The sequence below is a fragment of the Vibrio zhugei genome (assembly GCF_003716875.1).
Taxonomy (GTDB): Bacteria; Pseudomonadota; Gammaproteobacteria; order Enterobacterales; family Vibrionaceae; genus Vibrio; species Vibrio zhugei.
This window is the reverse complement of record NZ_CP033078.1, coordinates 1,667,165-1,693,937: the sequence shown is the minus strand read 5'-3', so window position 1 is coordinate 1,693,937 and position 26,773 is coordinate 1,667,165. Positions and strand designations below refer to the sequence as shown.

Sequence of the window (26,773 nt, the reverse complement as noted above, 5' to 3'; positions counted from 1 at the left end):
GTCAGTGCGACTTTATTTTGATTCATCCTATTACTAATTTAGGCTAAAAAAACAGCAATTGACTATTAGTTACATGAAGGAAGTCACATGAAAGTGATCAAAGTGTCATTTTGACTGAAAAAGGTGAGGTATGACGAATATATCGAGAACGATCCTGATGGCGGTCGCCAGTATGGCATTAGTTATCTCGTATTCTGTTCACGCACGTTCTGATGGGGTAGCCGTTGGTGGTGCTTATCATTACAGTAGCGACATTTATAAAGATACGGATAGTCACAATGAGGGATTTCCGTTGATCAGTTATCGAGGAGAGCATGTCTATTTTCAGGGAGTAGAGTTGGGTGTTGGATTGATGCCGCTTGATGCTCCACACAATATCTTATGGCAGGTGACGTATGATGGACGTCATTTTGATCCCGATGACTCTGATAATGCGGCCATGCAAGGCCTTAATGAACGTCATGCAACAGGGTTGACCGGGCCTGAATTACGTTATTCTTTGCCGGTCGGCCAGCTCGCGGTCAAAGCCGCTTTGGAATTTACCAATGAACACCATGGGTATTTGCTGGATGCATCATGGCTGTATTCCTACCGTTTTCAAGGAGCAACGGGACTCACCACACAGATCGGTTATCAATACAACTCATCGAAGATGAGCAATTATTTATATGGGGTCTCTGAGAGTGAATCAGCGCAGACCGGGATTACGTCATACGATGTCGGGGGTTCTGGATCCTGGTATGCCGCGTTGGGCGGTTTCGCGGAGTTAACCTCAAGCATTCGCCTTTTTGCAGGCGCTAAATTGACTTACTTTGATAAGGATATTTACGACAGTCCAATTGTGACTCATGAAGTCACCCACAGTCTCAATGTTGGGGTGGCGTATCGTTTTTAATCTGAGCGGTTAAATTTGGAATGGAAAAGGCGCCTAACGCGCCTTTTTTATATTGTGAAAAGGGGATATCACGCATTGAGGATTTGATGGAGTTCGGCCACAGATAAGTGATATTGCCTTGGACATTGCTGCCAAACCGCGAGCATTTTTTGGTATTTGTCTGCCATTGGTACTTGGCTATTAAATTCATGTTCATTGGGCAAAAATTGTGGATAACGCTGCTCAGTGTGCACGAGAAAACGCACGTAATTCATCGCTTGAGTTTCTGTTACAGCATCGTATCCTAAAAAACGGAGTCGACGTGCATCGATATCGTTTTGAGCCTCTTTGGACAACATATGATGGGATTCTTGCATCGCATGAAACATGTCCATAGTACTGATAATTGTCTGGCATTGTTCTTCAGGTAAGCAGTCAAACGCACGCGTTAATTCTTTGATTTGCAGATCGTAACCACGCTCTACTATGGTTTTTAAACGTTCATAATGTTCAGCATTGGCATTATCTAGCTGTGACATCAAAGTGTATTGATTCGATAAAATCAGGCGTTGTGCATGGGTCATTTCCATAAAAGGCCTCATGAAATTGCAGTGGTTAACTGAGTGTCTAGATGTAGATTACCCATCTTTTGCCCCGCAAAATATGATCTGACAACAGGGTTGCGGCGTATTTTGCATAAAAAAACCGAATAATGTACATTATTCGGTTTTCATGATCTTTGTTGCTATGAATCGATCAATTTCTCTTTCAATAAGGCGAATGATTAATAAGATACGTTCGATTTATAGTGTAATAAAATGCTTTTAATGCGCTCCATGGTGTCCTTGCTGGGCGGATTCACGCCTTCTAACGGATACTCTTCTCCCATTGCTTCCCATTTATGCGCCCCTAACTTGTGATAAGGCAACATTTCTATTTTTACAATATTGTCCATATCTTTAATAAATTCTCCCAACAAGTGGGCAGATTCATCATCATCGGTATAACCAGGAACAACCACATAACGTAGCCAAGTTTCTTTGCCGATTGTGTGTAGGTAACGAGCGAAGTCGAGAATGCGCTTATTTGAAACCCCGACCAAATTTTCATGCACGCTATTTTTCATTTGCTTAATATCAAGCATCACGAGGTCTGTCGCGTCCATAACTTCATCAATGACCTTGGTATATTTACGGACATAGCCATTGGTATCAAGACAAGTGTGAATGCCTTCAGCATGGGCTGCTTGAAATAAATCACGGACAAATTCGGGTTGTAACATAGACTCGCCGCCTGAGCAGGTAATACCGCCACCGGATGCATTCATAAAATGGCGATAGGTTTTTGCTTCGTTGATGATGTCTTCGACGGTAGTCTCTTTACCAATGTGTGTGTCCCATGTATCACGGTTATGACAATACTTACACCGCAATAAACACCCTTGTAAGAAGATGATAAAGCGGATACCGGGACCATCAACAGTACCGCAGGTTTCATAGGAATGTATGCGACCAATTGTAGACATGAGCATTTCTCTCTTCGGGAGTTTTCATGGTTATTTTATGACAAACTGACAGTGGAAAATAGGCGGTTAGGACATATTTACTTGGATTTATTCAAATAACGCCTTGATGATAAACCGATATAAATATGGCCCTCTATAAAGTTGGCCGATAAAAAAGCCTCGCCGTAGCGAGGCTTTTTCAGCATCAAGAATCAGCGTAAATTACATCGTTTCTGTAAATGTACGTGAAATAACATCTTGTTGTTGCTCACGAGTGAGCGAGTTGAAGCGAACCGCATACCCTGACACACGGATGGTCAATTGTGGGTAGTTTTCTGGATGCTCAACAGCGTCTAACAAGGTATCACGGTTCAGCACGTTGACGTTTAAGTGCTGGCCACCTTCGACATTTTCTTGATGGTGGAAGTAACCATCCATCAACCCTGCGAGGTTAGAGCGTTGTGAGTTTTCTTCTTTACCTAGCGCGTTCGGTACAATAGAGAAGGTATATGAAATACCGTCCTGTGCATCCGCGAATGGCAGTTTACCCACCGATGTCAACGACGCTACTGCACCTTTTTGATCGCGTCCGTGCATTGGGTTTGCACCTGGGCCAAATGGTGCGCCAGCGCGACGACCGTCAGGTGTGTTACCTGTTTTTTTGCCGTAGACAACGTTCGAGGTAATGGTCAGAATTGACTGAGTTGGAATCGCATCACGATAGGTTTTAAGCTCGCGAATTTTGTTCATAAACACGCGAACCAATTCACAGGCAATGTCATCAACACGTGGGTCATTATTACCGAATTTTGGATAATCACCCTCAATATTGAAGTCGATAGCTAAACCGTCTTCGTCACGCACAGGGGTCACTTTAGCGTATTTAATGGCAGACAACGAGTCAGCGGCAACCGATAGACCTGCGATACCACATGCCATTGTACGTTTTACGTGTAAGTCATGCAGTGCCATGAGTGATGCTTCATAGCTGTATTTGTCATGCATAAAGTGGATAGCATTCAATGCGGTCACGTATTGTTTTGCTAACCAGTCCATGAAGTGATCCATTTTCTCCCAAAGTTCATCGTAATCAAGAACTTCAGCCGTGATTTTTGGCATTTCAGGACCAACCTGAATTTTCAGTTTTTCGTCCACACCACCGTTAATGGTGTACAGCATGGTTTTCGCCAAGTTAGCACGAGCACCGAAGAACTGCATTTGTTTACCAATGACCATTGGGGAAACACAACATGCGATGGCGTAGTCATCGGAGTTGAAGTCTGGGCGCATTAAATCATCATTCTCATATTGGATTGATGAGGTATCAATAGACACTTTCGCACAGAATTTTTTGAAGCCTACGGGCAGTTTTTCTGACCAAAGTACGGTTGTATTTGGCTCAGGAGAAGGACCCATAGTGTATAAACTATTCAGGAATCGGAAGTTTGTTTTGGTTACCAATGGACGACCGTCAAGTCCCATACCACCGATAGATTCTGTTGCCCAAATTGGGTCACCAGAGAATAACTCATCGTATTCTGGTGTACGTAGGAAGCGGACCATACGAAGTTTCATCACAAAGTGATCAACCAACTCTTGTGCTTGGTCTTCATTCAGACGTCCTGCAGCCATATCACGTTCAATATAGATATCGAGGAAGGTTGAAGTACGACCAAGTGACATTGCAGCGCCGTTTTGTGATTTCACCGCTGCAAGGTAGCCAAAGTAAGTCCATTGAATCGCTTCTTGTGCGGTTTCTGCTGGGCGTGAAATATCACAGCCGTATTTTGCTGCCATTTCTTTGATTTGAGCAAGAGCGCGATGTTGCTCAGCCACTTCTTCACGAAGCTGAATGGTTGCCGAAAGATCGACACCGTTTTCGAAGTCTTCTTGTAAAGAGGTAAATTGAGCGTATTTATCTGCCATCAAACGATCAATACCATAAAGCGCGATACGGCGGTAGTCACCGATAATACGCCCACGACCGTAAGCATCAGGTAGACCTGTTAAGATACCCGCTTTACGACATTTTAGGATAGACGGAGTGTACACATCGAACACACCTTGGTTGTGTGTTTTACGATATTCAGAATAGATTTTTTTAGTGACAGGATCTAATTCACGGCCGTAGGCTTTGCATGAGCCTTCAACCATACGAATACCACCGTTAGGGATAATCGCACGTTTTAGTGGCGCTTCAGTTTGTAGACCAACAATTTTTTCTAGGTCTTTGTTAATATAGCCAGCGTCGTGAGATGTCACGGTAGAAATAACCGATGTATCGAAATCAACAGGGGCATGTGTCGCGTTTTCTTGCTTAATGCCTTCCATGACTTTGGCCCAAAGCGATTTGGTTGCTTCAGTACCTTCAGAAACGAGGAAAGACTCGTCACCTTCATAAGGAGTGTAGTTTTTTTGGATAAAGTCGCGAACGTTTACTTCGTTTTGCCATTCACCTTCAACAAAACTTTCCCAAGCTTTAGCAAATTGCTCTGCCATGACATACCTACCTTTGTAGTAGAAAAAACACGTACTGACTTAGCTTATTGAGTCTACTACCCGAAAGTGCCAGTACACTAATTTAAATAACATTATGGATGGGCACTGAGGAAAGTGGTCACTCATAATGCAATTTGTTCCCGTTGATAAACACTCTAAGCTAAAAAAAAGCTGCAAACCTTAAACTAAATCAATAAATGATCACAAAATACGATAAATTTTTGTTTAATGCGGCATCGTAAAGTGGGGGTGTGGGTGTAAGGCGTCAATTAAGTGAATTGCATACTACTCGGCAGAGTGCTAGTTTTATGAAACGCATAAGGAGTTTGCGCTCACCTCGTCATAATGTCATAAAGGAAATAGGGCATGAATGAAACCGTTTCACTGCACGTCAAAAATCTCTATAAAACGTTTGGATCCAATGAAGTGCTCAGCGGGATTTCATTAAAAGCCCATCAGGGGGATGTCATTTCTATTATTGGTTCTTCTGGTTCAGGGAAAAGTACCTTTCTACGTTGTATCAATTTATTAGAAACGCCGACCTCTGGTGAGATTTGGGTGAAAGATGAGCCAATAAAAATGGCGACTGACAAAGCTGGGCACACTTTTCCATCAGATGCTCGGCAGGTACAACGCATACGTTCACGTCTTGCGATGGTATTCCAAAGTTTTAACTTGTGGTCGCATTTGACGGTACTAGAGAACGTTATTGAAGCCCCTGTTCATGTACTCAGTGTTCCCAAACCACAAGCGATCGGACAGGCAGATAGTTTACTCCATCGGGTTGGGCTTTATGACCGGCGCCACGACTATCCAGGTCAGTTATCGGGCGGTCAACAGCAACGCGCTGCGATTGCTCGAGCGTTAGCTGTTGAACCAGAAGTGATGCTATTTGATGAACCAACGTCGGCCTTGGACCCTGAGTTGGTCGGTGAAGTTCTTGGTGTTATGCGCGGGCTCGCCGAAGAAGGTCGTACGATGCTGGTGGTCACTCATGAGATGTCTTTTGCTCGTGATGTGTCTAATCATGTTATGTTCTTGCATCAAGGAAAAGTTGAGGAACAAGGCCATCCACAGGACTTGTTTCCTCACCCCAAATCCCCTCAGTTAGCGCAGTTTTTATCATCGGTCTATTAGACCATGGTGAGTGAATTCGCTGGTAGAGATAAATGTTGTTCTAGGAAGGGGACAACACCATACGATATAACAGGAGTGACAGTATGAAAATAGGGTTAATGGGTACAGTATTAGCGGCGACAATGGTCTCCGGATTTTTACAAGCAAAAGAGTGGCACACGGTCAGGTTTGGAACGGAAGGCGCGTATCCTCCATTTAACTGGACAGCCCCAGATGGGACATTGCAAGGCTTTGATGTCGATATTGCTCATGCATTGTGCAAACAAATGAAGGTTCAGTGTAAGCTTGTCCGCCAAGATTGGGATGGGATCATTCCCGCTCTATTGGCTCGTAAATATGATGCGATCATCGCAGGGATGTCGATCACGGATGAGCGACGCCGAAAAGTGGACTTCACTCATAAGTATGCGCTCATGCCCAACAAATTTATCGCCAAGAAAACCACGCACATCGATTTCACTAAACAGGGACTAAAAGGCGTTAAGATTGGTGTTCAGCGTGCGACGACCCATGATAAGTATTTAAGTGATAATTATGGCGATGAGGTCGATATTGTTCGTTACGGATCATTTGATGAAGCCTATCTGGATTTGAAAAATGGCCGAATTGCCGCTGTCCTGGGGGATGCCTCCGCATTGCAAGATGGTATGTTGAATAAGCCCGGAGGAGATAAATATCACTTCGTTGGCCCAACGTTGACCGATCCTAAATGGTTTGGTGATGGTTTTGGTATCGCGGTACGTAAACAAGATAAAGACTTAACCAAAAAGCTCAATGCCGCCATTGACGCTATACGTAAAAATGGTCAATACCAAACCATTGCGCGTAAATACTTTGATTTTGATGTGTACGGCGAATAAAGCCTTTTTCCATTACTCAAAGGTGACTTGGTATCCTTGACAGGGATGTATGAATACCAAGTTTGAAAGGACATCATCATGTGGAATTTATATGGATATGGATGGGCGATTTTAAAGGGAGCAGCATTAACTGTTGAGGTCGCTTTGTTATCGGTTTGTATTGCCGTCATCCTTGGTATGTTTGGGGCATTGGCGAAGCTATCTTCAATCCGCATCGCCCGAGTACTCGCAACCGGTTACACCACATTGATTCGTGGTATTCCGGATTTAGTACTCATGATGCTCATTTTTTTCGGCGGGCAAATTTTTCTCAATAATACGTTATATAATGTCAATGAATGGCTCAATCAGGCCATCCAATACTGGCAACCGTCTCATGAATGGACTGCTTATCTTCCCGACTATATTGACGTCAGTCCGTTCTGGGCTGGCAGTATCACCATTGGCTTTATCTTCGGCGCGTATATGGCTGAGACATTTCGTGGCGCGATTTTAGCGGTCAATAAAGGGGAATTAGAAGCGGGTAAAGCCTATGGTATGAGTCCGTGGCTTAGTTTTCGGCGAATCTTGTTTCCACAAATGGTACGCCATGCCTTGCCTGGCTTTGGCAATAACTGGTTAGTGTTACTCAAAACCACGGCGTTAGTGTCGATCATTGGTTTGGAGGATATGGTGCGTGTTGGAGGGTTAGCTGCCGGGTCAACTCAGCAGCCTTTCACATTTTATATGACGATCTCGGTCATCTTCCTTCTATTTACCAGCCTCTCAAGCGGTCTTCTGACGCTACTAGAACGTCGGTATCGGATTTATACAAGGTAAGCACTATGGATATGACGGTCATTACTGATAATTTGCCCTTGTATTTACAAGGCATGTGGACAACGGCTTGGTTGGTGGGGGCTTCGTTACTGCTAGAGATCGTATGCGCCATTCCACTCGCCTTATTGCGTAATAGTACACGGCCAATCTTACGCTGGCCCAGTTGGGCTTACATCTACTATTTCCGCGGTACGCCGCTGCTTATCCAGTTGTATCTCATATACTATGGCCTGAACCAATTTATAACGGTCGTGGGGACTTGGTGGGAAAATGCGTGGTTTTGTGCCTTGGTATCTTTTGTGTTAAACACCGCAGCCTATACTGCAGAAATCATCCGCGGCGCGATTAATGGATTGCCGAGTGGAGAAATTGAAGCGGGTCGAGCATTCGGTATGAGCACCATGAAAATTTATCAACGTATTATCTTGCCCGGCGCTATGCGAAGAGCATTACCTGCCTACAGTAATGAAGTGATTTTCATGTTACACGGCAGTGCTGTCGCTGGGATTATTACCATTATGGATTTGACAGGCGCTGCCCGCCTCGTCAATGCACGCTACTACGCACCATTTGAAGCCTTTTTAACGGCACGCATTGGCTATATGTGTTTGAGTTTACTACTCATTGGTGGTTTTAAGTGGGCAGAGAAGAAATATTTAGCTTACCTGCATGTGTAGTACAAGCATACCGCTACTTGGCGGTATGCTGTGTATAATCGGGGAAACGTTAAGCGAAGGTTGACCAGATTGGGGCATGGTCAGACGGTTTCTCGATGCCACGTAATTCATAGTCGATTCCCGACTCTTGGCATTGTTTCGCAAGATTGCCCGTTGCCAGAATGACATCAATACGTAGGCCACGATTATCACCAAAGCCACGTGAGCGATAGTCAAACCACGAGAACTCACTATCCACGCTTGGGTAAAGTTGACGATAGGTGTCAATGAATCCCCAATCAAGCAACGTTTTCAACCATTCACGTTCTTCTGGTTGGAATGAACACTTCCCGGTTTTTAACCAACGTTTACGGTTGGCTTCACCGATACCAATGTCTAAATCTAGCGGACTAATATTAATATCGCCCATCACAATGACGTTGTCTTCTGGAGTGTGATGAGAGGTTAAATATGTCATTAAATCCCGATAAAACTGGCGTTTATATGGGTACTTCGTTTCGTGATGAATATTATCGCCTTGAGGGAAGTAGCCGTTTAACACCGTAGTTTTATGGCCATTTTCATCAGCCAAGGTGGTCATGATCATACGTTTTTGATGATCGTCATTATCGGTTGGAAAGCCGTATTGGACGTGAATAGGCTCTTTTTTACACAACATTGCCACACCGTAATGCGCTTTTTGTCCATGATAGTAGACGTGGTATCCCATGGCTTTTACCGCTTCTATAGGAAACGCATCATTATGGACTTTGATTTCTTGGAGACCAATGACGTCGGGTTGGTGTTTGTCGATTAACGCTTGTAATTGATGCAAACGTGCACGCAGTCCGTTGATATTAAAACTGACGACTTTCATAAGGGATCCTGTGCTCACTGTTAGGGTTGCATTCATATTACCATGCTTCTTTGTGGTAACAAGTCGCGACTGATGATGACTTAGGGTGTGTCAGTCGTCGCTTTTGCGGTCATTTTTGTTTGTAAATCGCGTTTGACCATCTCCAGTGCTGATAACGCGGTGTGCGGATCAACCTCATTACTTTCGAGTAAGTAAATTAAATCGACGGCCAGTTTTACATCATCGGGAGCACGATCCAAAGGGGAAGGGGAGTCACTCATTTACTGATTTCTCTCTCGGTAGGTGATTTGTTTTTCAATGTTTGCTTTCGCGTCTTGGCAGCGTTTTAAACGTTGTTCAACCGCGACGAGCGCTTGCTGAGCAGCGGTTTTGTCCGTGAGACTGGCACTATCGAGTAAATATTGTTTATCCCTCACCATTTCCGCGAGGCGACGTTCCCACTCTTGATGGCGAGCGAGATCTTGATAAAGCACATTAATTGGCTTGCGATAGTATGACGAATGCTTCGGCTCGGCATGACGAATCGTGGTCGTTGACAGTTCACGTTGAATGGCGCTGATCTGAGCGATTAAGCGTTCGGTGAGATATTCCGCTCGACTGGCGGTTAAACGCTGTGACGCTTGTTCTCGCGTGATGGAATCGAGGGTGCTTCTTGTTTCTTCTACGCAGGGGGTGACGAGCTTGGCGTGACAATGAAACAACACACCATCAAATAAAGGCTGGTGGTGCTCGCCACGTTGCCTGTCTAGCGCCGCGGCTTGCGTTGCTAAGGTATCGATAATTTGACTAAGCTGGCTTAAATCTTTCATATCACTTACTCATAATAGGAAACTAGTAATCAATCACACGTTTGAAAGGAGGGAGCGAATCGAGCAACTGCTTACCATAGCGTTTTGACACCACTCGGCGATCAAGTAATACAATGCGTCCACTATCATTTTCTTTGCGCAGCAAACGGCCCACAGATTGTATCAGCTTCTTGCTGGCATCGGGTACTGTAATTTGTAGGAAAGGGTTGCCGCCACGCGATTGAATATATTCGGCATGCGCTTGCTCAACCGGCGAGGTGGGAACCGAAAACGGTATTTTCGTAATCACCAGGTTTTGGAGTAAATCGCCAGGCAAATCTAATCCCTCTGAAAAACTACCTGTACCAAATAATATGCTGGTTTTTTGTTGTTTAATTAGATTTTTATGTTTTTTTAGAATTTCTGTGCGAGATTTATCACCTTGGATTTGTAGCGTCCAACCTTTCTTACGACAGGCTGACTTTATATGCTCAGCCACTTCTTTCATTTGCCAATAAGATGAGAACAATACTAAATTTGCTTGGTCAGCTTGCAGGTATTCGATTAGGTGTTCCGCAAGATACTGAGTAAATTGTGGTGCATTCGGTTCATACTGCATCGCAGGGACGTGTAAGGTACCGTTCGCGGCATAATCGAAAGGTGAAGCCAAGGCCAGAAAGCGCACACCATCTTCTTCTTTCATACTAATGCCGGCTTGGCGGCAGAAGAACTGGAATGAATTAAGCGCACGCATCGTCGCTGAGACCATAATTGCCCCGACACAGCGTGACCAAATCTTTTGGTCCAACTGCCAGCCAATTTCTAACGGGGAAACATGGACGATAAAGTCTTGGTCTTTATCCTTGCTCACTTCTAACCAGCGCGCAAGAGGAGCGCCTTTCTCTTGACGAGGTTCAGCCATAAGGTGCCAAACTTGCTGAAGGTTTTCCAAGCGCTGTATGTAAAACCCTAATTCTGATAAAGCGGGTTCTGCAAGCCGAGAGGCAAGTTCTCCCTCTCGTACGCGTTCTGAAATGAGGTCGGTGATTTTACCAACGGATTGCGTCGCCTTTTGACTGTCTTTTTTTAGCTGCCGAGAGAGTTCATCCAGCCAAGTAGGCAGCTCGCCATTTTCAAATCGGTAGATACCTTCTTCAAATTGTTCAGCTGAGAACTGGTTTGGCAAGCGAGATAGCTCGGGAATTAAGGCCTGAAAGGACTCTTGAGCTTGTTGACGAAAGCGAGCCACCCGTTTTTCATCCGCTAAAGCGGCAAACTTACTCAAGGATTGATTCAGTTTTTCGAGCCAATTGGCCGCGCCTTTCAAGGATGCAAAAGCAGCGGCATGGTCTCGGGCTACGTGTGGTAAATGGTGCGCTTCATCAAACACGTAAATCGTTTGTTCGGGTTCAGGTAGGATTACTCCGCCCCCCAATTCTGCATCCGCCATCACCAAACTGTGATTGGCAATCACGACATCATTTTTATCCAGCTCCGAGCGTGCTTTTTGAAATGGACAGTGTCGATGAGCTGTAAACCCATGATTACACGTATGTTTATCGCTGACGATCATATTCCAAAGCTCTTGCGGAATCGGGTCAGGCCAAGCATCTCTATCACCGTCCCATTTATTTGTGGCCAGTGATTGATAGAGCGATTGTAGCAATTCGACATCTTTTGTTTGAGGCTTACTCTCAAACATGGCCATCTGACCACCACCGGCCCCTGAGGCGACGGCCAACTTTTCTGCACAGCAATAACGCTGCCTACCTTTTGCAACGATAAAAGAAAAATCGAGTTCCGTAAGGCGACGATATAATGGAAGGTCTTTATTGAGCAACTGCTCTTGCAGCGCCACGGTTGCCGTGGAAATCACCACTTTGCGATTATTAAGAACGGCGACAGGAATAGCGCCCATCAAGTAAGCCAGCGATTTGCCAATACCCGTACCGGCTTCAGCGACGAGCATACGATGCGTTTTATGGTACTCACCACATAAGGTTTTTGCGATATCTGCGACTAAGTAGTTTTGGGCGCGTCGTGGAATAAAATTATCAAGTTGCGCTTGGAGATTTTGATAGCTGCTTTTTATGTGTTTTTGGATGGTTGGGGTCAACATAACGGTACTCAATGATCACTGAAAATCATTTTAACACAGTTTGATTTACGATGATAAATTTGTAAAACAACACTGTTTTAAATAAAAAACTGATCGTGTTCACAAAAAAAGATTGAACCTTATTATTGATGGATAAAGCAATAAGATTTATGGAATAAAGTACGAAAAAGAGGGGTTTGTCTTTATAAAACTCTGATTATTGACGTTGATTTACATTAAAATGAGATAATTATCCGGTTGTGCTTACTATTTGATAGTGACATGTCTTGATGTTTTTGCTCGTTTTTTGAACTATGTTGAGATAATTTTTTGTTTAACTTTTTGAAATTATTGGTTTTTTATGTTTTTTTGCGATTTTTTTTAGTTAGTTTGACACTTAGCATATTCTTTTGCAGTCTAAAGCTCGCATTACAAAGCGGCACCTTAATTAGTCGCAGAGTTGCAAACCTTCATCGAAAAAAATATGTGGGATTCAGGAACGACTCCCTAACTTAGAAAAGGCAGTGGATTATTATGAAAAAGACTCTGATCGCTCTAGCGGTACTTGCATCAGCAGGTTCAGTTAACGCAGCTGAGATCCTAAAAACAGATACCGCATCGGTAGATTTTTATGGTCAACTTCGCGAAGAAATCAAACAGATCAGCTATGACGCTGGCAAACTGAAAAGTACGCAAACATCAACAAGCGTTTCTTCTGGTTCTTCTCGTGCTGGTGTTAATGCTCGTTACGCGGTTTCAAGCGATTTGGATGTGCTTGCAACAGTCGAGTTTGGTATTGGCCAAACTAACAGTGGTGATAACCGTAAACACTACATTGGTTTCGCGTCAAAAGACTACGGAACACTAACACTGGGTAAACAATCTATCCTTACAGATGATATCTGGGGCGTCGAAAACGACTACATCGGTTGGGGTTACAGCGTACTTCCTGAAGCGGACGGTTACGACATGAACTGGCTGCAAGATGCAATGCTTAAGTACTCTTTCCAAAATGACAGTGGTTGGGTTCGCGCAGCATACTCTTACGACAACGGTAAGTCTGATCCAGAAACGGCTGAACTATACGCAGGTACTACGTTCGGTAACTTCGATGTTTACGGTGGCCTTGGTTACCAACGTGACGAAACATCAACAGACGCGTCAGTAGTTGCTGACAATGGTAAAGCGAAAGTAAAACCAGCGGCAACTAAAGACACAACCTTGACTCACGGTATGTTGACTGTAAACTACAACGGTGAAGGTTGGAACCTAGGTACGACTTACTGGCACGCAAAAGTTGAAGATGATACGGCGAACACTAACACCACGCTAAACACTGACTCTTACGTTGTTGCTGGTTCTTACAGCGTGACTAAGAAAACATCAGTATTTGGTGGCTTCGAGTACATCGATGACTTCCAAGAAGAAGACAACACTTACAACAACACTTACGCAGGTGTACTTTACCAATACGCAAGCTGGTCTAAGCTATACGTAGAAACAGGTATCTCTGATGATAACCGTTACGGCACAGACCGTTACTACGGCATCGGTACTCGTCTATACTGGTAATCGCTGTTAAAGTGAACGATTGATAAAAGCTCGGCATTGGCCGAGCTTTTTTTATCCAATTAATGTAGCAATTGTATGATTTACGCCTCGATGAGCAGTGAGAAGCTGATGAAATTTTTAATGGTTTCGTTACAATGCTTGGCAAACAAATGAATGTACATTGCATGTTTATAAAGGAATTCAGATGAAAAAATCAGCAGCACTGCTTCTCGCGTTCTCGTTCGTCGGCTTATCAAGCGTTGCTAATGCGAAAGTCGTTTTACAGATCCCGCAAAATGTTGACTTATTAGCGGTTAACGGCGAAGCGCCAGAAAAGGCGAAAGGATTGTTTCCTTCAGATAATGAGGAACTAAAAGACGGCATCAACCAGATTGTCTTTCAGTACATTCCAACGTTTACTGTACACAAATCGGATTTACGTAAGGCGTACAGCGACGTTTATGTGGCTAAGATCAAGGCCAGTGATACGTCGTTAACGTTTAAACTGCCAGAATACCGCAATCTTGAGCAAGCACGTCAAAGCATTACTCATATGGATTGGTCCTTAGTCGATGATAAGAATCAGAATGTGGTGATCGCTCAAGACAAGCTAGAAAAAGAGGGGGTTCAGTTTGGACGTGATTATGTGGCAGAAGTGCAGCGCTATAACCAAACAATGGGACCTGCTGTATTGACGAGTGGCGCAGTGGTGTTAAGTCAAGCGAAGAGCTCGTCGACAGAGGCATCCGCCTCGGCAGGAAAGAAAGCTCTGTCTTCCAATGCAAATGTGACTAACCTAAAACAGCTTAAGCTATGGTATAAAAAGTCATCGCCTCAAGAGCGTAAAGCATTCCGTAAATGGATTATCGATCAAGAGTAAAAAAGACACCGAAAAAGCCAGCCTTTAACAGGCTGGCTTTTTTACAGAAGCAACCCAAGTTTAGCCGCAACATTTCTTAAATTTTTTGCCACTGCCACATCGACACGGGTCATTGCGTCCGATTTTCGGCTGCAGGGGAGTGTCTGGGAAGGTTCCATCAATATAGTACCAGCGATGATTATGGCGAAGGAAACGTGAATTCTCTTCTAAACAGTGGGCTTGCTGTCCATCGGAGAAATGGGCTTTGAAATGCACGAACCCTTCATCTTCATGGGACCCTTTGGCGTGTCCCAATACCTCTAACTTTAACCATTGGCTTTGCACTGACGCCGCGATCTGCTCACGCTCTTGTTCTGCTTGGCAGGATGGGTGATACGTCTCGATGACAAAGTCAACTAAGCCCAGCACATGGGCACAATAGCGCGCTCGCATTAATTGTTCTGGAAGTAGGGCGTTACTCGGGTTGAGGTGAATTGGTTGGCAGCAATCCGTATAAGATGCCCCAGAGCCACATGGACATGTATTCATAAATAGTTATCGCAGTTCGTTGATGAGTCTCGGATACCTTGTCCACTGAACGCTATCAATGGATATTCGTTCAACGGGATAAACGCGTTATAGTGTAAAATCTCGATGCTCTAAAGCGTAGTCGTCCGGTGTGACGACTAATACGGAGCCTTGTTCGTACCAATCCCCTAACACGATTCGAGTTTGCTGATGCACTTCATCATGATGGATGTTGGGCCGATGAGTATGACCATGAATCATAAGATCGACCTGATGCTTGTGCATGACTTGCACCACTTCATATGGAGTGACATCCATGATTTCAAGCTGTTTGGTCTGTTTATCGCTACGGATATCCGATTGTATACGCGAGACAATTTTGCGTTTTAAGACCATAGGCAAACGGTTAAAGATAAATTGCAACCAAGGTTGATGGACCTTTTTACGAAAAGCTTGATAACTGACATCGGCGGTGCATAACGTATCGCCATGGAGAATCACCGCTTTGCGACCATACAGCTCAATCACATGCTCTTCGGGTAATAATGTGACGCCCGTTTGCCGTGCAAACCGTTTACCAAGTAAAAAATCGCGATTGCCTTGAATGAAATAACACGGAACCCCTGACGAGGTCAGCGCTTGAAAAGCAGCGCGAACCTGCTTAGCAAACGGGCTGTTATCATCATCACCCACCCAAAAATCAAACAGATCACCGAGCACATACAGCGCATCGCAATGAATGGCTTCATAACGCATGAAATGGAGAAAACACGCAGTAATATCAGGGCGAGAAGGAGTGAGATGAAGATCGGATATAAAAAATGTTTTATGCATAAGTGTCAGATCAAAGGAAGCGCCTAGTAATAGACGCTTCGTCATAAAATTATTCTTCGATAGTCGTGCCAGTAATCACAACTTCTTCTAGCGGTACGTCTTGGTGCATACCCATTGAACCTGTGCTAACACCTTTAATCGCGTTAACCACGTCCATACCTTCAACCACTTCTGCAAACACACAGTAACCCCAGCCATTCATGGTTTCAGAGCGGTGGTCGAGGAATGTGTTGTCATTGACGTTGATGAAGAACTGTGAACTCGCAGAATGCGGATCCATAGTACGTGCCATGGCTAACGTACCCACTTTATTGCTCAGACCGTTATTCGCTTCGTTACGAATCGACTCACGGCTTGGTTTTTCTTTCAGGCCAGAGGTCATGCCGCCACCTTGAACCATAAAGCCATCGATAACACGGTGAAATAGTGTATTGTCGTAAAAACCATCACGGCAGTACTGCAAAAAGTTTGCACTGGTTTCTGGCGCTTTTTCTTCGTTCAATTGAATTTTAATGTCACCAAAGTTAGTGTGAAGGGTGATCATGAGCATTACCTTTGCTTTGTTTGTAAGAAATCCAATTCTAACGTAACTTTTTGCCGATTCAAAACACCAAATGGATGACCGAGGGCGATGAGAGTTGTTATACTGTCTCACCTTATTCGTTTTTATAGATTAAATAGATAGAGATCATGCTGAAGATATATAACACGCTTACACGACAGAAAGAGGAATTTAAGCCCATCGTTGCCGGTAAAGTTGGCATGTATGTTTGTGGAGTCACCATTTATGATCTCTGTCACATTGGGCACGGTCGTACCTTTGTGTCTTTTGATGTTGTATCGCGTTACCTACGTTATTTAGGTTATGACCTAACGTACGTACGTAACATTACTGATATTGATGACAAGATTATAAAACGTGCGGCAGACAATAACGAAAGTTGCGATGACCTGACTGAGCGTTTAATCGGAGAAATGTACGCTGATTTTGATGCGCTCAATATGCGTCGTCCTGACATTGAGCCGCGCGCGACGAAGTTTATTCCGCAAATCATTGAATTAGTTGAAAAGTTGATCGAAAAAGGCTTTGCATACGTTGCCGACAATGGTGATGTGATGTTTGAAGTCGCCAAATATGCCGACTATGGAAAACTGTCTGGACAAAACTTAGAGCAGTTGCAGGCAGGCGCACGTGTGGACATTGAAGCGGCGAAACGCAGCCCAATGGACTTTGTGGTTTGGAAAATGTCGAAACCAGGCGAACCAATGTGGGACTCGCCATGGGGACAAGGTCGCCCGGGTTGGCACATTGAGTGTTCGGCGATGAACTCTTCAATTCTTGGCGAGCATTTCGATATTCATGGTGGCGGCTCCGACCTACAATTCCCGCATCATGAAAATGAAATTGCTCAGTCTTGCTGCGCGCACGATACCCAATATGTCAACACCTGGATGCATAGTGGCATGGTGATGATTGATCAGGAGAAAATGTCAAAATCACTGGGTAACTTTTTTACTATTCGTGATGTGTTGCAACACTATGATGCAGAAACGGTTCGTTACTTTTTGATGTCGGGTCATTATCGCAGTCCGCTGAATTACTCAGAAGATAACCTAAAACAAGCGCGTTCAGCATTAGAGCGTTTATATACGTCTCTTCGTGGCCTTGATGCGAACGTTGAACCTGTTCATCATGACGAATATGTCACTCGCTTTACTCAAGCGATGAATGATGATTTTAATACTCCTGAAGCATATTCAGTGCTGTTTGATATGGCGCGTGAAGTCAATCGTCTAAAAGGGGATAATCTTGAACATGCGAGTGCGTTAGGTGCGTTAATGCGCGAATTAGCGGATGTGATTGGTATTCTTCATCAAGATCCCGAGCAATTCTTACAAAATGGTGCTGGCAACGATGAAGATGCAGCAGAGATTGAAGCGCTGATCACATTGCGTAATGATTCTCGCGCATCCAAAGATTGGGCAAACGCCGATCTGGCACGCGATAAGCTGCATGAGATGGGCATCATCCTTGAAGATGGCCCGGGTGGTACGACTTGGCGTCGTAAGTAAAGACAGAGTGGGCTGCGGCCCACTTTGTTGTTTTATGGACTGATTAAGTCAGTCATCTTAGACGATAAAAGAGGCAATAATTCCACTTATGGCAATCATTTTAGGTATTGACCCAGGGTCACGTATTACTGGGTATGGTGTGATTCGCCAACAAGGGCGACATTTAGAATATTTAGGCAGTGGCTGCATTCGCACATCCGATGGTGGCTTACCACAACGCTTAAAACAAATTTATGCGGGTGTGTCCGAAATCATTACTCAATTTCAGCCTGATGTCTTTGCGATTGAGCAAGTGTTTATGGCAAAAAATGCGGATTCAGCCCTTAAGTTAGGGCAAGCACGGGGCAGTGCTATTGTTGCTGCGGTCAACGCGGATTTGCCTGTATTTGAGTATGCGGCGCGTTTAATTAAGCAAGCGGTGGTCGGGACTGGCGGGGCCGATAAAGCTCAAGTCCAACATATGGTCAAACAAATGCTAAAACTCCCTGCAACACCACAAGCAGATGCCGCTGATGCGCTCGGAGTGGCGATCTGCCATGCCAATACTAATAAAACGTTAGTCGCCTTGGCAGGAAAAGCAACCAGTGCACGTAAAGGTCGTTACCGCTAGAGAACCGAGCATCGCCAGTCCAATTCGTCAACGAGCAATGCCTCGTTGCGCGGTTTTACTGGCTATCCATCCAGTTATTGATTATCATCATTGATATGTTTCATCGATCCAAAAGGACCTCCCGTGATTGGACGTTTACGCGGCACATTACTTGAAAAACAACCTCCCGAAATTCTTATCGAAGTCAATGGTGTTGGCTACGAAGTACAAATGCCTATGAGCTGTTTTTATGAACTGCCAGAGATAGGACAAGAAGCGATGATCTATACGCATTTTGTCGTTCGTGAAGATGCGCAGTTACTCTACGGCTTTAGCTCTGTAGGCGAGCGTGCCTTATTTCGTGAAGTGATCAAAGCGAATGGCGTGGGACCTAAGATGGGATTAGCGATTTTATCGGGGATGACCGCGAGCCAATTTGTGTCTTGTGTTGAGCATGAAGACATCTCGACGCTGATAAAACTTCCCGGTGTAGGTAAGAAAACAGCGGAACGTTTGGTGATTGAAATGCGTGACCGTCTGAAGGGGTGGGGTGCGGGCGATCTGTTTACACCAGCAACGAATGCCGCTCCACTGGATAATTTAGCCGGTGTGGATCAAAGCGCAGAAGAAGAAGCCATGAGCGCATTACTGGTACTGGGGTATAAAGCTGCTCAAGCGGAGAAGGTGGTCCAGCAAATCGCTAAGCCAGGCATGACGAGTGAACAATTGATTCGTGATGCATTAAAATCCATGGTGTAAATGGTATTGTTGATACTGCCATCTTATATTTAGTGCTATAAACAGGCGACGTAATCTCTCGCCTGTCATTGTTTAGGAAACCATTCATGATTGAAGCTGATCGCCTAATTGCCGCTGAAAATCCGACTTATAAAGAAGAGGAACTGATTGACCGCGCTATTCGTCCTAAAAAGCTAACGGATTATCGAGGACAAGATCATGTGCGAGATCAGATGGAAATCTTTATTCAAGCTGCGCAAAAGCGCAGTGAGGCGCTCGACCATCTGCTGATTTTTGGTCCTCCTGGGTTAGGAAAAACTACATTGGCCAACATCGTGGCGAACGAGATGGATGTGAATATACGGACGACGTCAGGACCGGTCTTGGAGAAAGCCGGGGATTTAGCGGCTCTGCTAACCAATCTTGAAGAAAACGACGTGCTATTTATTGATGAGATCCATCGTCTTAGTCCTGTGGTTGAAGAAGTGTTGTATCCTGCGATGGAAGATTATCAGTTGGATATTATGATTGGCGAGGGCCCAGCAGCGCGCTCCATTAAAATTGATTTGCCGCCATTTACGTTAATTGGTGCCACCACACGAGCGGGGTCATTAACGTCACCATTGCGGGATCGGTTTGGCATTGTTCAACGATTGGAATATTACAAAATTGCCGATTTACAATTTATTGTTCAACGCAGTGCTGAATGCTTAGGATTGTCGATGGAGCCTGAAGGGGCACTGGAAGTGGCAAGACGAGCACGTGGGACACCCCGTATTGCCAATCGTTTATTACGCCGCGTGCGTGATTACGCGGAAGTAAAAAGTGATGGGCATATCAGTGCCGATATTGCCGATAAAGCTCTCAATATGTTGGATGTCGATCATCAAGGATTTGATTACATGGACCGCAAACTTTTGCTCGCGATTATGGAAAAATTTGCAGGCGGGCCGGTCGGGCTAGACAACTTAGCAGCGGCAATTGGCGAAGAAAAAGACACCATTGAAGATGTGTTAGAACCTTTCTTAATTCAACAAGGGTACTTACAACGCACCCCACGTGGACGCATCGCTTCGGACCGCGCGTATTTACATTTTGGTATTGACCGATAAATTGCGTCAGAAATAGTCATATTTATTTATATTTGTAAAAACGTGGTCGATCAAGATCACGTTTTTAAACATTTATCCCACTCATAAAAGTGACAACTTATTGTTGGTTTGTTACCACTATGTAGTAAAAAAATGCCTCCCACCTCTATATTTTACCCATTAGTAACAAGACGGCCGCTAATCTATTGATCTGGATCATTTAGAATTTGTCTTATGTGGTTTTCAATACGGAATATTGATTTTTATTACAGTGGGTCGCTTCTATAAACCTTTTGAAACATTCCGTTTTCCACAGTATTATTAGCTCAAGCTATATTAGCTCGTGCTTAACAATTACCTAACCACATTGGTACATTGAAACAACATAAGTCACTTTTTTATAACAATTAGTTAAGTTATACAACGCGGCCGGTGTTTTAATGTATTTAACGTGTCTTTCAGCCGACACAAAGGAGTTACTATGATTGACGTAGTTGATCTATCGCGGTTGCAATTTGCGCTGACAGCGATGTATCACTTCTTATTCGTACCTTTGACTCTGGGCATGACATTTTTGCTTGCCATCATGGAGTCTCTATACGTAATGACCGATAAACCTGTCTACAAGGACATGACAAAGTTCTGGGGCAAACTGTTCGGTATTAACTTTGCACTGGGTGTTTCCACCGGTTTAACGATGGAATTCCAGTTCGGAACCAACTGGTCTTATTACTCGCACTATGTGGGTGATATTTTTGGTGCTCCGCTTGCTATCGAAGCCCTCGTTGCCTTTTTCCTTGAATCGACTTTCGTCGGACTGTTCTTCTTCGGTTGGGATCGTCTATCAAAACGTCAACACTTAGTAACTACGTGGTTAGTGGCGATCGGTTCAAACTTCTCTGCGCTTTGGATTTTGATTGCGAACGGCTGGATGCAAAACCCAGTAGGTTCCACATTCAATTATGAAAGCATGCGAATGGAAATGGTCAGCTTTGCGGACATCATCTTTAACCCGGTCGCTCAGGTTAAATTTGTGCATACCGTTGCTGCTGGTTATACCACTGGTGCAATGTTCGTTCTGGGTGTCAGTTCTTACTACCTATTGAAAGGTCGTGACCTACCGTTTGCTCGTCGTTCGTTTGCGGTTGCGGCATCATTTGGTATTGCAGCTGTCTTGTCTGTGATTGTCCTTGGTGATGAATCCGGCTATGAACTTGGTGATGTGCAAAAAACCAAACTGGCTGCGATTGAAGGTGAGTGGGAAACCCAACCTGCACCAGCTGCTTGGACCTTAATCGGCTTCCCTGATCAGGCTAAGCAAGAAACGAAATTTGCGCTGCAAGTGCCATGGGCTCTCGGTATTATTGCGACTCGCTCGCTAGATACTGAAGTTCACGGTCTGCGTGATTTGCGTAAAGAACACATTGAACGTATTCGTAACGGTATGTATGCGTACTCATTGTTAGAAAAACTTCGTAATGGCACGCAAACACCGGAAGAAAAAGCCGAGTTTGAAAAAGCCAAAGTCGACTTAGGTTACGGATTGCTTTTGAAACGCTACACAGACAATGTGAGCGATGCAACAGAGCAACAAATCCAAGCCGCGGCGGATGATTCTATCCCGAAAGTATGGCCGCTGTTCTGGGCGTTCCGTATCATGGTGGGTTGTGGCGTGATTATGTTAGTGATTTTTGCCGCGGCATTTATCCAAACTTGCCGTAATAAAATCCATCAGCATCCAATTTTATTGAAAGCCGCATTATTTGCCATTCCATTACCATGGATTGCCGTTGAAACGGGGTGGTTTGTTGCTGAGTATGGGCGTCAGCCATGGGCTGTTGGTGAAATTCTACCAACCAATGTTGCCGCTTCCGCGCTAACAGCTGGTGAATTAATCACGACTCTAGTGGCGATTCTAGCGCTTTATACAATCTTCTTGGTTGTTGAAGTATTCTTGATGGTTAAATTTTCTCGTACTGGTCCAAGTAGCTTGAAAACTGGCCGTTACCACTTTGAGCAAAACGGTAACTCTGTTGAAGACAAAGTTAACCGCCAAGTAGAAGCTTAAGTAAGGAGAGACGATAATGTTTGACTACGAAGCCCTACGATTTATTTGGTGGGTACTGATTGGTGTATTGTTCGTTGGTTTTGCGATTGCTGACGGTTTTGACATGGGTGTTGGGGCCTTAGTGCCTCTCATCGGTAAAACTAACACTGAACGCCGTATGATGATCAACACCATCGCACCACACTGGGATGGTAACCAAGTTTGGTTAGTTACAGCTGGTGGCGCGTTATTCGCGGCTTGGCCAATGGTATACGCTGCCTCATTTTCCGGTTTTTACCTAGCGATGATTTTAACGCTAGCTTCTTTATGGCTACGTCCTTTGTGCCTAGAGTACCGTGCTAAAATTGATGATGACGGCTGGCGTAAAGCGTTGGATGTCGGGATCTCTCTTAGCGGATTTATTCCACCGTTAATTATTGGTGTTGCTTTCGGTAATTTGTTGCAAGGTGTACCGCTAGAAATTAACAACCTACTTATGGTGAGCTACAAAGGCACTTTCTTTGGTCTGCTTAATCCATTTGGTATCTTGTGTGGTCTCGTGAGCGTATTGATGTTCTTGAACCAAGGAACAACATGGCTACAAATGAAAGCCTCGGATCAAGTGCATGCTCGTGCGACTCGCCTAGCTCAAATCACTGGTGTATTGAGTGCAGTGCTGTTTGTTGCGGCAGGCTTCTGGGTGAAAAACCTGGATGGTTTCATCGTCAACAGCGTGATCGATACCAATGCGGCGTCAAACCCACTAAATAAAGACGTGATGACTCAAGCAGGGGCTTGGATGAATAACTTCCACGAGTATCCGCTAATGTGGGCGGCACCTATCTTGGGTGTAGCTATGCCATTATTGGCTGCGTTGTTCTCACGTGTCGGCAAACCCGCATTTGCCTTTATTATGGCAAGTTTAGGGACCGTTGGTATCATCTTTACTGCTGGTTTCGCGATGTTCCCATTTGTGATGCCTTCAAGCATTCACCCAGATGTGAGCTTAACCATTTGGGATGCAACGTCCAGCGAAATGACGTTGAAACTGATGACGGGTGTGGCGGCTGTGTTTGTGCCAATCATCCTGCTATACACCGCATTCTGTTACTACAAAATGTTCGGTCGTATCAGCAAATCAGATATTGAAGACAACCAGAAATCAATGTACTAAGGAGCACGTCTATGTGGTATTTTGCTTGGATTTTAGGGGTGTTGCTAGCCTGTGCATTCGGTATCATTAATGCCTTATGGCTAGAACATCGTGAAATGATGGACGAAGACAGTGAATAGTCATTGTTCCGAACGTGTTGCCAAATGGCATGCTCCAATGGATAACTGGCCATTGCGCTTGTTATCCATTGTGCTGGGGTTTATCCACATTGGTTTAGTGATGTGGAACCCAGTCAGCTACGCTGATCACATCGGTGGTTTTAACATGGTGAAAGGCGTGTTATTGATCTGGGCGGTATGTTCTAGTGTCGTTTATGGCATTGGATTCAAACCCCGCCATTGGATTTGGCAAATCACGTTCAGTCCATATTTTTCTCTTATCATCTTAACGGTTCTGACAGTGGTTAGATTCTCGTAATCAGAAAGTCATTGTAAAGTAATGCGTTGGTGAGGAAATGAACACAATAGCGCTGTCTTATTGAGACAGCGCTATTTTTTTATCAGAACCTCGTGAAAAGTCCTGTTAAGCCTTGTACTCGTGTCACAGTATTGCGTTATAGTAACCAGTCAGTTGTATGAGGTAAAAATAGGGGCTCAACAATCATGAACATATTTGAATGGCCAGTACGTATCTATTATGAAGATACTGATGCTGGAGGTGTGGTCTATCATGCTAATTATCTGCGGTTTTTTGAGCGAGCTCGGACCGAAATGTTGCGCCATGCAGGTATGAATCAGCAGTCATTTTTGGAACAAGGCACCGGCTTTGTTGTCCGACACATGGATATCGATTTTATCAAGGGCGCACGGCTCGATGATCAACTCACTGTGAAGACTTGGGTGACTAATATGAAAAAGGCGTCCATGATTTTCTGTCAAGAGCTAGTCAATCCTGAGGGTAACGTATTGTGTAAAACCATCGTTAAGGTAGCATATATTGATAATGTAAACATGAAGCCTATTGCTATGCCTTCCACTTTAACCACGGAGTTGATCTCAAGTGAATGCTGATATTTCTATCCTAGACCTGTTTTTAGAGGCAAGCTTGCTTGTCAAATTTGTAATGCTACTGCTATTGGGAATGTCTGTGTGTTCATGGGCCATGATCTTTCAACGCAGTAAACGATTAAAAACAGCGCTACGTGAAGCGGATGCGTTTGAAGATAAATTTTGGTCTGGCAGCGATCTATCGCGTTTGTACCAAGAAAGCAAAACCCGCAAAGATTCGTTATCGGGAACCGAAGAAATTTTCTACAGCGGCTTTACTGAATTTGGCCGTTTACATAAATCGAATGCGGCATCCCCCGATTTTGTTATGGATGGCACGAGCCGAGCCATGCGCGTCGCTGTTGGACGTGAAGTTGAAGATCTCGAAACCAGTTTGCCATTCTTAGCGACGGTCGGTTCAATCAGTCCATACATTGGTCTATTTGGGACAGTATGGGGCATCATGCATTCATTCATTGCCCTTGGACAAGTTAAGCAAGCAACGTTAGCAATGGTCGCACCTGGCATTGCTGAAGCTTTGATCGCCACGGCAATGGGTCTGTTTGCTGCGATTCCTGCCGTTGTTGCGTATAACCGTTTAACGGACAAAGTGAGTAAGTTGGAACATGCTTACGCCAATTTCTCTGAAGAGTTTCACAGTATCTTACATCGCCAAGCGATGGCTGGTAAGGAATAATTTATGGCAAGTTATCAACCGAAAAAACGGAAGATGACAGCGGAAATTAATGTCGTGCCATACATTGATGTGATGTTGGTTTTGCTGATTATTTTCATGGTTACATCGCCTTTCGTGACACAAGGTGTCGATGTAGATTTACCTCAGACCACCACGGCTAAACCTGCATCAGAACTCGCGGGTGACAGTGCAAGCTTTATCATTGTTGAAATCGACAAACAAGGCGATTTAGGGATCAGCGTTGATAACCAAGAAATGGAACGAGGAGTGTCGTTGCAAGATGTTGTCGTTCGTATTAAAGCCGAGCGCCAGGTCAATCCAAACACCCAAGTTGCAGTGGGGGGAGATAAAGCGACGTCTTATTCCAATATTGTGATGGTCTTGGATCAACTGAGTAAAGCGGGCATTCCCAAAGTGGGATTGTTAACAGATATTAAAGATGATGAATAGGCTTGGTTAGCATTCATGAGATCAAAAAATCAAGAAAAGCCTCAGTTTACGGCACCAGTAATTATCTCGATAGCCTTACATGCTGTTTTGATTGGTGCGTTAGTTTGGAGTGCGGATTTTAATCTAGAAAAGCCGAAGCCTAAATCTTCTGGAAAGATGGTTGAGGCTGTGGTGGTGGATCCTAACTTGATTCATCAGCAAGCAGAGAAAATTCGTCAGCAACGTGCAGAGGCTGCGCAAAAAGAGCAAGCTCGCAAAGCGAGATTGGATAAAATGCGTCGTGAAGCCGATGAGTTAGCGAAAAAACGCAAGGCTGAAGAAGAAAGCATTCGTAAGCTGAAAGAGCAGCAAGCCCTCGAAGCGAAAAAGGCACGCGAAGCGGAAAAAGCGCGCCAAGAGCGTGCAGCGCAAGAGAAAAAAGCGGCCGCAGAAAAAGCCCGCCAAGAGAAAGAACGCGCGGCGAAAGCAGAAGCGAAGCGTAAGGCTGAAGCCGCGGCTGCAAAAGCGAAAGCTGAGAAAGAAGCCAAAGCGCGTGCCGAAAGAGAGAAAGCCGAAAAAGCGAAGCAAGCTGCTGCGGCCGCCAAGGCGAAGCAAGAGCGCTTAGCCAAAGAAAAGGCGGCCAAAGAAAAAGCCGCCAAAGAAGCGGCCGCTAAGGCAAAAGCGAAAGCTCAGCAACAAAAGCAGCTTGAAGATATCTTCAATGGATTAAAAAATGAATCCTCGGAGAACAGTGCAGCTCAAGCAAAGCACGTAGCCAGTGAATCAGACCGATGGGGTGCCATTTATCAACAGCTGATCCAGAAAAATTTGTTGCTTGACGACAATTTTAAAGGAAAAGACTGTAAAGTGAACCTGCGGTTGATTCCAACGGGGACTGGCGCAATATTGAAAAACATCACGGTGGAAGGTGGCGATTCTCGTTTATGCCGAGCAACACGGGCGGCTGTGGCGAAAGTTGGTACGTTCCCACTCCCGAAAAATGATCCAGCAGTTGTTGAAAAACTCAGAAATATCAACTTGACCGTTGCACCAGAGTAAAAAGGA

The 26,773-nt window shown here is 44.6% G+C and carries 29 protein-coding genes; 19 read left to right on the top strand and 10 right to left on the bottom strand.

All coding sequences use genetic code 11. From position 1 onward, the window contains the following. The first annotated feature begins 130 nt into the window (after nt 1–130). Nucleotides 131–895 carry a MipA/OmpV family protein gene (locus EAE30_RS13095; protein WP_123016318.1) on the top strand — a complete coding sequence of 255 codons (765 nt, stop codon included), beginning with the start codon at nt 131–133 and terminating at the stop codon, nt 893–895. Nucleotides 896–963: 68 nt separating this feature from the next. On the opposite strand, the gene EAE30_RS13090 is transcribed toward EAE30_RS13095, so the two are convergent. From EAE30_RS13090 to pflB, 3 genes are all read right to left on the bottom strand, one after another. Then, nucleotides 964–1,464, bottom strand: coding sequence for a YfbU family protein (locus EAE30_RS13090; protein ID WP_123016317.1), 501 nt, complete (start codon nt 1,462–1,464; stop codon nt 964–966). 194 nt (nt 1,465–1,658) lie between these two features. Beyond that, nucleotides 1,659–2,399, bottom strand: a complete 741-nt coding sequence (gene pflA / locus EAE30_RS13085; protein ID WP_123016316.1) for a pyruvate formate lyase 1-activating protein — start codon at nt 2,397–2,399, stop codon at nt 1,659–1,661. A 201-nt stretch (nt 2,400–2,600) separates the two neighbouring features. Next, complete coding sequence (gene pflB / locus EAE30_RS13080) at nt 2,601–4,877, bottom strand: formate C-acetyltransferase (protein ID WP_123016315.1); 2,277 nt, start codon at nt 4,875–4,877, stop codon at nt 2,601–2,603. Between the two features lie 366 nt (nt 4,878–5,243). On the opposite strand from pflB, the gene EAE30_RS13075 reads away from it, so the two are divergent. From EAE30_RS13075 to EAE30_RS13060, 4 genes are all read left to right on the top strand, one after another. Next, nucleotides 5,244–6,014 (top strand): ABC transporter ATP-binding protein, encoded by a 771-nt coding sequence (locus EAE30_RS13075; RefSeq protein ID WP_123016314.1) that lies wholly within the window; start codon nt 5,244–5,246, stop codon nt 6,012–6,014. A gap of 83 nt (nt 6,015–6,097) precedes the next feature. Then, on the top strand, nt 6,098–6,874 hold the full coding sequence (locus EAE30_RS13070; RefSeq protein ID WP_123016313.1) for an ABC transporter substrate-binding protein: 777 nt from the start codon (nt 6,098–6,100) through the stop codon (nt 6,872–6,874). Nucleotides 6,875–6,952: 78 nt separating this feature from the next. Further along, entirely contained in the window at nt 6,953–7,693 is a 741-nt protein-coding gene (locus EAE30_RS13065) for an ABC transporter permease (RefSeq protein ID WP_123016312.1), read from the top strand. Between the two features lie 5 nt (nt 7,694–7,698). Next, nucleotides 7,699–8,370 carry an ABC transporter permease gene (locus EAE30_RS13060; RefSeq protein WP_123016311.1) on the top strand — a complete coding sequence of 224 codons (672 nt, stop codon included), beginning with the start codon at nt 7,699–7,701 and terminating at the stop codon, nt 8,368–8,370. A gap of 49 nt (nt 8,371–8,419) precedes the next feature. On the opposite strand, the gene xthA is transcribed toward EAE30_RS13060, so the two are convergent. The 4 genes from xthA to dinG form a co-directional block, all read right to left on the bottom strand. Further along, a complete protein-coding gene (gene xthA / locus EAE30_RS13055; RefSeq protein ID WP_123016310.1) occupies nt 8,420–9,226 on the bottom strand; it encodes an exodeoxyribonuclease III in 807 nt (268 codons plus the stop codon). Between the two features lie 80 nt (nt 9,227–9,306). Then, nucleotides 9,307–9,486, bottom strand: coding sequence for a pleiotropic regulatory protein RsmS (gene rsmS, locus EAE30_RS13050; RefSeq protein WP_123016309.1), 180 nt, complete (start codon nt 9,484–9,486; stop codon nt 9,307–9,309). Continuing rightward, nucleotides 9,487–10,035, bottom strand: a complete 549-nt coding sequence (locus tag EAE30_RS13045) for a primosomal replication protein (RefSeq protein ID WP_123016308.1) — start codon at nt 10,033–10,035, stop codon at nt 9,487–9,489. Between the two features lie 22 nt (nt 10,036–10,057). Further along, complete coding sequence (dinG, locus tag EAE30_RS13040; protein ID WP_123016307.1) at nt 10,058–12,133, bottom strand: ATP-dependent DNA helicase DinG; 2,076 nt, start codon at nt 12,131–12,133, stop codon at nt 10,058–10,060. A 513-nt stretch (nt 12,134–12,646) separates the two neighbouring features. Between dinG and EAE30_RS13035 the strand changes: the two genes are divergently transcribed. After that, nucleotides 12,647–13,684 carry a porin gene (locus EAE30_RS13035; protein ID WP_123016306.1) on the top strand — a complete coding sequence of 346 codons (1,038 nt, stop codon included), beginning with the start codon at nt 12,647–12,649 and terminating at the stop codon, nt 13,682–13,684. 184 nt (nt 13,685–13,868) lie between these two features. Beyond that, a complete protein-coding gene (locus EAE30_RS13030) occupies nt 13,869–14,543 on the top strand; it encodes a DUF2057 family protein (protein ID WP_123016305.1) in 675 nt (224 codons plus the stop codon). Nucleotides 14,544–14,603: 60 nt separating this feature from the next. Here EAE30_RS13030 and EAE30_RS13025 read toward each other — a convergent pair whose 3' ends face one another. From EAE30_RS13025 to EAE30_RS13015, 3 genes are all read right to left on the bottom strand, one after another. Continuing rightward, a complete protein-coding gene (locus EAE30_RS13025) occupies nt 14,604–15,071 on the bottom strand; it encodes a YchJ family protein (protein WP_123016304.1) in 468 nt (155 codons plus the stop codon). Nucleotides 15,072–15,158: 87 nt separating this feature from the next. Beyond that, complete coding sequence (lpxH, locus tag EAE30_RS13020; RefSeq protein ID WP_123017375.1) at nt 15,159–15,884, bottom strand: UDP-2,3-diacylglucosamine diphosphatase; 726 nt, start codon at nt 15,882–15,884, stop codon at nt 15,159–15,161. 49 nt (nt 15,885–15,933) lie between these two features. Next, the gene (locus EAE30_RS13015; RefSeq protein WP_123016303.1) at nt 15,934–16,428 is read right to left on the bottom strand and encodes a peptidylprolyl isomerase; all 495 of its coding nucleotides are present in this window, start codon (nt 16,426–16,428) and stop codon (nt 15,934–15,936) included. A gap of 146 nt (nt 16,429–16,574) precedes the next feature. Between EAE30_RS13015 and cysS the strand changes: the two genes are divergently transcribed. From cysS to tolA, 12 genes are all read left to right on the top strand, one after another. Then, entirely contained in the window at nt 16,575–17,957 is a 1,383-nt protein-coding gene (gene cysS, locus EAE30_RS13010) for a cysteine--tRNA ligase (RefSeq protein ID WP_123016302.1), read from the top strand. Nucleotides 17,958–18,045: 88 nt separating this feature from the next. Next, on the top strand, nt 18,046–18,567 hold the full coding sequence (gene ruvC, locus EAE30_RS13005; protein ID WP_123016301.1) for a crossover junction endodeoxyribonuclease RuvC: 522 nt from the start codon (nt 18,046–18,048) through the stop codon (nt 18,565–18,567). A 123-nt stretch (nt 18,568–18,690) separates the two neighbouring features. Then, nucleotides 18,691–19,305, top strand: a complete 615-nt coding sequence (ruvA, locus tag EAE30_RS13000) for a Holliday junction branch migration protein RuvA (RefSeq protein WP_123016300.1) — start codon at nt 18,691–18,693, stop codon at nt 19,303–19,305. A gap of 86 nt (nt 19,306–19,391) precedes the next feature. Beyond that, nucleotides 19,392–20,396, top strand: coding sequence for a Holliday junction branch migration DNA helicase RuvB (gene ruvB / locus EAE30_RS12995; protein WP_123016299.1), 1,005 nt, complete (start codon nt 19,392–19,394; stop codon nt 20,394–20,396). A 460-nt stretch (nt 20,397–20,856) separates the two neighbouring features. Further along, nucleotides 20,857–22,443 carry a cytochrome ubiquinol oxidase subunit I gene (gene cydA / locus EAE30_RS12990; protein ID WP_123016298.1) on the top strand — a complete coding sequence of 529 codons (1,587 nt, stop codon included), beginning with the start codon at nt 20,857–20,859 and terminating at the stop codon, nt 22,441–22,443. 16 nt (nt 22,444–22,459) lie between these two features. Then, entirely contained in the window at nt 22,460–23,596 is a 1,137-nt protein-coding gene (gene cydB / locus EAE30_RS12985) for a cytochrome d ubiquinol oxidase subunit II (protein ID WP_123016297.1), read from the top strand. A gap of 11 nt (nt 23,597–23,607) precedes the next feature. Further along, nucleotides 23,608–23,715, top strand: coding sequence for a cytochrome bd-I oxidase subunit CydX (cydX, locus tag EAE30_RS12980; RefSeq protein WP_077312632.1), 108 nt, complete (start codon nt 23,608–23,610; stop codon nt 23,713–23,715). Next, nucleotides 23,708–24,013: a cyd operon protein YbgE gene (gene ybgE, locus EAE30_RS12975; protein ID WP_261809127.1), complete on the top strand. Its 306-nt coding sequence runs from the start codon at nt 23,708–23,710 to the stop codon at nt 24,011–24,013. The genes cydX and ybgE overlap by 8 nt, the downstream gene beginning before the upstream one ends. 185 nt (nt 24,014–24,198) lie before the next feature. Beyond that, nucleotides 24,199–24,606, top strand: a complete 408-nt coding sequence (gene ybgC / locus EAE30_RS12970) for a tol-pal system-associated acyl-CoA thioesterase (RefSeq protein ID WP_123016296.1) — start codon at nt 24,199–24,201, stop codon at nt 24,604–24,606. Beyond that, nucleotides 24,596–25,279: a protein TolQ gene (gene tolQ, locus EAE30_RS12965; RefSeq protein ID WP_123016295.1), complete on the top strand. Its 684-nt coding sequence runs from the start codon at nt 24,596–24,598 to the stop codon at nt 25,277–25,279. The genes ybgC and tolQ overlap by 11 nt, the downstream gene beginning before the upstream one ends. Before the next feature lie 3 nt (nt 25,280–25,282). Beyond that, nucleotides 25,283–25,729 carry a protein TolR gene (gene tolR, locus EAE30_RS12960; RefSeq protein ID WP_123016294.1) on the top strand — a complete coding sequence of 149 codons (447 nt, stop codon included), beginning with the start codon at nt 25,283–25,285 and terminating at the stop codon, nt 25,727–25,729. Between the two features lie 15 nt (nt 25,730–25,744). Next, nucleotides 25,745–26,767 carry a cell envelope integrity protein TolA gene (gene tolA / locus EAE30_RS12955; protein WP_123016293.1) on the top strand — a complete coding sequence of 341 codons (1,023 nt, stop codon included), beginning with the start codon at nt 25,745–25,747 and terminating at the stop codon, nt 26,765–26,767. Nucleotides 26,768–26,773 lie beyond the last annotated feature (6 nt).